This window comes from Rhodococcus sp. BS-15 (assembly GCF_000813105.1).
In the GTDB taxonomy this organism is placed as follows: domain Bacteria; phylum Actinomycetota; class Actinomycetes; order Mycobacteriales; family Mycobacteriaceae; genus Rhodococcoides.
The window spans coordinates 1-4833 of sequence record NZ_BAOX01000342.1; the positions used below are offsets into that span (position 1 = coordinate 1).

At 65.7% G+C, this 4833-nt stretch carries 5 protein-coding genes and 1 pseudogene; all 6 read left to right on the forward strand.

Annotation, left to right across the window (positions count from 1 at the left end; translation table 11 throughout):
* Positions 1 to 29 precede the first annotated feature (29 nt).
* The gene (gene pyrF / locus RHBS_RS24400; protein ID WP_121869945.1) at positions 30 to 860 is read left to right on the forward strand and encodes an orotidine-5'-phosphate decarboxylase; all 831 of its coding nucleotides are present in this window, start codon (positions 30 to 32) and stop codon (positions 858 to 860) included.
* Between the two features lie 209 nt (positions 861 to 1069).
* Entirely contained in the window at positions 1070 to 1390 is a 321-nt protein-coding gene (mihF, locus tag RHBS_RS24405) for an integration host factor, actinobacterial type (RefSeq protein WP_045199768.1), read from the forward strand.
* 56 nt (positions 1391 to 1446) lie between these two features.
* Positions 1447 to 2006: pseudogene (gene gmk, locus RHBS_RS24410) on the forward strand (guanylate kinase).
* Between the two features lie 72 nt (positions 2007 to 2078).
* Complete coding sequence (rpoZ, locus tag RHBS_RS24415) at positions 2079 to 2384, forward strand: DNA-directed RNA polymerase subunit omega (protein WP_032377808.1); 306 nt, start codon at positions 2079 to 2081, stop codon at positions 2382 to 2384.
* A gap of 23 nt (positions 2385 to 2407) precedes the next feature.
* Positions 2408 to 3658, forward strand: coding sequence for a bifunctional phosphopantothenoylcysteine decarboxylase/phosphopantothenate--cysteine ligase CoaBC (gene coaBC, locus RHBS_RS24420; RefSeq protein WP_121869943.1), 1251 nt, complete (start codon positions 2408 to 2410; stop codon positions 3656 to 3658).
* A gap of 182 nt (positions 3659 to 3840) precedes the next feature.
* A partial coding sequence (gene metK, locus RHBS_RS24425) for a methionine adenosyltransferase (protein WP_128646666.1) occupies positions 3841 to 4833 on the forward strand: 993 nt, incomplete at its 3' end.

Sequence of the window (4833 nt, forward strand, 5' to 3'; positions counted from 1 at the left end):
GCGGAACGACCCGAGGGGCGGGGAGTGGAATGACGCACGATCGCAGTTGGTCGGGCAGGCTTCGGGCCGCGGTCGCGGCGCGCGGTCGACTGTGTGTCGGTATCGATCCGCATCCGGCTCTGCTCGAGGCGTGGGAGTTGCCACGCTCGGCGGACGGTCTCGAGGTGTTCGCCGAGCTGTGTGTCGAGGCGTTCGTCGGTGAGGTGGCGATCGTCAAGCCTCAGGTGGCGTTCTTCGAGGCGTACGGATCTGCCGGGTACGCGGTGCTCGAACGCACTGTCAGTGTGCTCAGGGACGCGGGCACCCTGGTGATCGCCGATGCGAAGCGCGGCGACATCGGCACCACGATGGATGCATACGCACAGGCTTGGCTGGACCCCGCGTCTCCGTTGTCCTCGGACGCCGTCACGGTGTCGCCGTACCTGGGCTTCGATTCGCTGGGGGAGACGGTCGACCGAGCGGTGCAACATCAGCGCGGTGTGTTCGTGCTGGCTCGAACCTCGAATGCGGAGGGCTCGGCCCTGCAGCAGGCGGCGACGTCGAACGGCGGGTCGGTGGGTCAGTCGATCGTCGACGCGGCGGCGGCGCGTAATCGCCTCGATGCCGACACCGTGGGGTTGGTCGTCGGTGCCACTCGTGATCATGGTCTCGATCTGTCGAACTACACCGGGCCCATCCTCGCCCCGGGTCTGGGTGCACAGGGAGCGACGGTTGCCGATCTAGCGGAGATCTTCCGCGAGTCGCGTGAGCTGTTGCTCCCCAACTCCTCTCGGGGTGTGCTGGCGGCAGGCCCGTCGGTGACGGCATTGCGTGACGCGGCGATGCGGTTGCGCGACGAGATCGAAGCCGGTCTTGCATAGTCGATGCTGCTGCGCTCCGGCACTCGGGGGCGAGTTAGCGGTGAACGCGAGTCGTCGGTACGGTCGCTAGCGCTGCCGACGAACAGCGCGGATCGCCAGTGCGGAGCGCCGATGACCGCGGCCGGTGGCAGTGGAACACCGATGATCGACGTGCCGACAGCGATCGTGTGCGTCGTATCGCCCAGAACGAGAAGACGGAGGAACCGACAGTGGCCCTTCCCCAGTTGACCCCCGAGCAGCGTGCCGCTGCCCTCGAGAAGGCAGCGATCGCCAGGAAAGCGCGCGCCGAGCTCAAGGAGCGTCTCAAGCGCGGCGGCACCGATCTCAAGCAAGTGCTCGAGGATGCCGAGACGGACGAGATTCTCGGAAAGATGAAGGTCTCCGCGTTGCTCGAGGCCCTGCCGAAGGTGGGCAAGGTCAAGGCCGCGGAGTTGATGACGGAATTGGAGATCGCGCCCACCCGTCGACTGCGAGGTCTCGGCGATCGGCAGCGCAAGGCGCTGTTGACGAAGTTCGATTTCGAGGCCTGACGACAGTGAATGACACTGCGGCGACATCGGTCGCGGAGAACGAGCGCGGCCGGTTGGTGGTGCTGTCCGGCCCCTCCGGCGTCGGCAAGTCCAGTGTCGTTCGGCTCGTGCGCGCGGCGCTTCCCGAGCTGGTCTTCAGCGTGTCGGTCACGACGCGATCGCCGCGGCCGGGCGAGGTGGACGGTCAGGATTACCACTTCGTGTCGGCCGGCGAGTTCGATCGGATGATCGCCGACGACGAGCTGCTCGAGTGGGCGAGTATCCATGGTGGTCTGCAGCGGTCGGGGACTCCGGCCGCACCCGTGGAGGCCGCGCTCGAGGCAGGCAGCCCGGTGCTGCTCGAGCTCGATCTGGCCGGTGCTCGTGCCGTGCGGGTGTCCAAGCCCGAGGCTCTGCTGGTGTTCATGGCACCACCGACGTGGGACGACCTGGTCTCTCGTCTGGTCGTCGCGCGACCGAGGAGAGCGCGGCCACCGAGCGGAGGTTGGAGACCGCACGGGTGGAATTGGCCGCACAGGAGGAGTTCGACACGGTGGTTGTCAATACCGATGTCGACCATTCGTGCGAACAGTTGGTATCCTTGTTGGTCGGTAGGTCGTCGGTCGGCAACAGCTGACAAGTTTCACGGCGCACGAGGCCCCGACCAGCTAGTTCGTAGCACCAACGATGCAATTTCAGGAGATCATCAGTGAGCAGCATTTCAGCGGCCGTTTCCGACTTCGACGGACGCAGCGCTCTGCCGGCCTACGACACGCCGCTCGGCATCACCAATCCACCCATCGACGAGTTGCTCGCCCGCACCTCGTCCAAGTATGCCCTCGTGATCTACGCAGCCAAGCGTGCGCGTCAGATCAACGACTACTACAACCAGCTCGGTGACGGCATCCTCGAGTACGTGGGACCGCTGGTCGAGCCGGGTCTGCAGGAGAAGCCGCTGTCGATCGCTCTCCGCGAGATCCACGCGGACCTGCTCGAGCACACCGAAGGCGAATAAGAACCTCACAGAGGACATCTGACTTGCACGTTGTCGTAGGAGTCGGCGGAGGTATCGCCGCCTACAAGAGTTGTTCGCTCATCCGCAGTTTCACCGAGAGTGGGCATCAGGTACGGGTGATTCCTACCGCGTCCGCTCTGGAGTTCGTCGGGCGCGCGACGTTCGAGGCGCTGTCCGGTCAACCGGTGCACACCGGGGTCTTCGCAGATGTGCCGGAAGTCCCGCACGTGCGCCTGGGCCAAGAGGCGGACCTCGTCGTCGTCGCTCCGGCCACCGCGGACCTCATGGCCCGCATCGCCGGGGGACGGGCCGATGACCTTCTGACGGCCACCCTGCTCACCGCGCGGTGTCCGGTGGTCCTGGCTCCCGCGATGCACACCGAGATGTGGGAGCACCCCGCCACGGTCACCAACGTCGCGACCCTTCGCTCACGCGGTACGCACGTGATCGAACCGGCGTCGGGGCGTCTGACCGGTCGCGACACCGGGTCGGGTCGACTACCCGAGCCCGACGAGATCTTCGCGCTCTCGATGCTCGTGACCGAGCGAGCCGATGCGCTTCCTCGGGACCTCGAAGGACGCCACGTTCTGGTGTCTGCCGGCGGCACTCGTGAGCCTCTCGACCCGGTCCGTTTTCTGGGCAATCGAAGCTCCGGCAAGCAGGGATACGCGCTCGCACGTGTGGCTGCGCAACGCGGAGCCCAGGTGACGTTGGTCGCCGGATACACCAGCGACCTCGACGCTCCGGCCGCGGTCGACGTCGTGCACGTCAAGACGGCGTCGGACATGCAGGACGCCGTTCGCAAACGTGCCGTCGGTGTCGATGCAGTCGTGATGGCGGCCGCGGTCGCCGACTTCCGCCCGGAGTCCATCGCGGGCAGCAAGATCAAGAAGGGGTCGAACGAGCCGTCGTCTATCCCGCTGGTCCGCAACGACGACATCCTCGCTGGCCTCGTCTCGGCTCGCCGCGACGGTGAGCTCGAATCGTCGACGGTCATCGTCGGATTCGCCGCCGAGACCGGGGACGCGGACGGAGACGTGTTGACGTATGCGCGGGCCAAGCTCGAACGCAAGGGCTGCGACCTGCTCGTGGTCAACGCTGTCGGTGACGGCAAGGCCTTCGAGGTCGACCACAACGACGGATGGTTGCTCGGATCCGACGGTTCCGAGGCTGCGCTCGGTGAGGGTTCGAAAGCACTTCTCGCGAGCCGCGTCCTGGATTCGGTGGCGCAGATGCTCGACGCACGGAGTCCTCGACCGAAGTCCACTCCGTGATGGCGGCGAGGGTGCACGATCGATGTCGCACCGGTTACCGTGCTGAGCGCCACGTGTAGTGCCGTAGAGGTTTGCCTGGCTCCGGCAGGGGCGATAACACCGAGGGAACGTCAAATTTTCGTGGAGTGCCCGACCGGCGCGAGGCGTCGGGTCGGGCAGGAACATGCGTCGAGAGGAAGTCCGTGAGCAAGTCCGGTAGTCGGCTTTTCACCAGCGAGTCCGTCACAGAGGGTCATCCCGACAAGATCTGTGACGCCATCAGCGATTCGATTCTCGATGCTCTGTTGACGGAGGATCCGCGGGCTCGGGTGGCCGTGGAGACTCTGGTCACCACCGGCCAGGTGCATGTCGCGGGTGAGGTCAACACCACCGCGTATGCCGACATCCCCAAGATCGTGCGCGAGAAGGTGCTCGAGATCGGGTACGACTCGTCGGCCAAGGGGTTCGACGGAAATTCGTGCGGCGTGAACGTCGCGATCGGCGCGCAGTCTCCCGAGATTGCTCAGGGCGTCGATCATTCGCACGAGGCCCGAGTCGAAGGACTGTCCGACGACGAGATCGACCGTCAGGGTGCTGGCGATCAGGGGTTGATGTTCGGGTACGCCAACACCGACACTCCCGAGCTGATGCCGTTGCCGATCGCGTTGGCACACCGGCTTTCTCGGCGACTGACCGAGGTCCGCAAGAGTGGCGTGCTGCCGTACCTGCGTCCGGACGGCAAGACGCAGGTGACGATCGAATACGACGGTGACAACGCCGTTCGCCTCGACACCGTGGTGATCTCGACCCAGCATGCAGCCGACATCGATCTCGACAACCTGCTCACTCCCGATATCAGGGAGAAGGTGCTCGGGTCGGTTCTCGCCGAGTTGGACGTGCCGACGCTGGACACGTCCGATGTACGTCTGTTGGTCAATCCCACCGGAAAGTTCGTGCTCGGTGGACCGATGGGTGACGCCGGGTTGACCGGTCGCAAGATCATCGTCGACACCTACGGCGGCATGGCACGGCATGGCGGCGGTGCGTTCTCCGGCAAGGACCCGTCCAAGGTCGACCGCAGCGCCGCGTACGCGATGCGCTGGGTCGCGAAGAACGCTGTCGCGGCCGGGCTCGCCGATCGCATCGAGGTCCAGGTGGCGTACGCCATCGGCAAGGCCGCGCCGGTCGGGTTGTTC

Bases quoted from the DNA above. Each gene is read 5' to 3' on its own strand.
- pyrF (WP_121869945.1), top strand. From the start codon at position 30: ATGACGCACGATCGCAGTTGGTCGGGCAGGCTTCGGGCCGCGGTCGCG.